Origin of the sequence: Falsiroseomonas oryzae (assembly GCF_027856955.1) — a bacterium.
In the GTDB taxonomy this organism is placed as follows: Bacteria; Pseudomonadota; Alphaproteobacteria; order Acetobacterales; family Acetobacteraceae; genus Falsiroseomonas; species Falsiroseomonas oryzae.
Genome location: NZ_JAPSMD010000704.1, coordinates 1 through 1,857, shown reverse-complemented (window position 1 = coordinate 1,857; position 1,857 = coordinate 1). Strand labels below are relative to the sequence as shown.

Genomic DNA, 1,857 nt, shown 5'->3' with positions numbered 1-1,857 from the left:
TGCGCGCCGCCGGCGCCTCGGCGGCGCTGGCCGCGGCCGCGGCCTGCGATGTCGCGCCGCAGGAATGGGGCCACCCGCTGCACGCCCGTGCGCGCGGCGTCGTCGCGGAGCACGCCACCTACGCCACCGTCCTGGAACTGGACGGCATCGGCCGCGGCGTGCTGGTGCGTACGCGCGCTGGACATCCCGTGAAAATCGAGGGCAACCCGGACCACCCCGGGAGCCTCGGTGCGACCGATCCCTTCCTGGAAGCCGCCGTGCTGTCGCTGCACGATCCCACCCGGTCGCGCGCGGTGCGCCGTGCCGGACGGGTGCCGCGCGACGCGACGGCGACGACTCCGGACGCCATTCTCCAGGACCTCCCCGGCACGGGGCTTCGCATCCTCACGGGTCCCGTCACCTCGCCCACGCTCGCGCGGCTGATCGATGCGATCCACGCGCGCGTTCCCGGGTCGCGCTGGCATCAATGGTCCAGCGTGGCGGAGGACAATGCACTGGCCGGCGCGATTCGCGCCTTCGGCGAGCCCGTGTCGGTGCTGCCCGATCCGGCGCGGGCCGATTGCATCCTGGCACTCGGCGGTGGTCTCCTCGATCCGGGCCCGGCGCAGCCGAGCCTCGCCCGCGGCTGGGCGGATGCCAGGGCGCGCGGCCGGGCGCGCGGCACGCTACCGTCGCTGATCGTCGCGGAGTCCACGCCGAGCCTGACCGGAACTCGGGCCGACCTTCGCCTGGCCCTGCCGCCTGCGGCGATCGAGACACTAGCGCGTGCCGTCGCGGCCGAGCTGGGCATAGCGGTGACGGGCACGCATCCCGAAGCCGCAGGCTTGGCCGCAGCGCTGCGCCGCGCCGGCTCCAACGCCCTGGTCATCGCGGGGCGCGAGCAGCCGCCCGCGGTGCATGCGCTCTCGCACGCCATCAACGCCGCCCTTGGCGCAGTCGGCACCACCGTCCACCACCTGCCCCCGGTCCACGCGCAACCCGTGGACACGGGCGCCTCGCTGCGGGATCTCGCCCGCGACATGGCCGCTGGCCTGGTGCAACGTCTGCTCATCCTGGACGCGAACCCCGTCTACGACGCGCCGGCCGGCATCGGCTTCGCCGCGCTGCTCGCACAGGTGCCGCTATCCGTGCATGTCGGGCTATTCGCCGACGAGACGGCGCTGGCCTGCAGCTGGCACCTGCCGATGCAGCACCCGCTCGAATCCTGGGGCGATTCGCGCGCATCGGACGGCACCGCCGCGCTTCGCCAACCGGCCTGCACGCCCCGCATGGACACCGCGCGATCGGCCGAGGAGGTCCTCGCGACGCTTGCGGGATGGTCCGGCACCGCGCAGGAGGCCGTGCGCGCGACCTGGCCTGGCCTGGACGACGACGCCTGGCGTGCGGCACTCGAGGCCGGGGTCATCCCGGGCAGCGCGCCGGCGCCGTGCCGCCTCTCGCTGCGCGCGGAGTTCGACCCTGGACCAGGGCAGGCGTCGCAATCCGGCCTTATCGCGCTCTTCGCGCCGGATCCGCATCTCTGGGACGGCCGCTTCGCCTCGGACGCCTGGCTGCAGGAACTGCCACGACCGTTGACCAAGCAAGCCTGGGGCAATGCGGCGCTGGTCTCGCCGGTCGATGCGGCACGCCTCGGTCTGGCGGACGGCATGGAGGTCGCGCTGTCGCTTCGCGGCGCCTTCCTGCATGTACCGGTCCTCGTGCTGCCCGGGCAGGTGCCCGGCGTGGTCACGCTGCCGCTAGGCGGCGGCCGCCGCGCCGCGGGCGATGCGGGCAGCGGCGTCGGCTTCGACGCAAACCGGATCCGGCCCGCCGATGCAGCCTGGGCGGCGCCGGGCCTCGAGCTCGCCGCAAGCGGCC

At 74.6% G+C, this 1,857-nt stretch carries 1 pseudogene; it reads left to right on the top strand.

The features are described 5' to 3' along the window. A pseudogene (locus OZN99_RS30815) lies at nucleotides 1-1,857 on the top strand (4Fe-4S dicluster domain-containing protein); the annotation flags it as partial.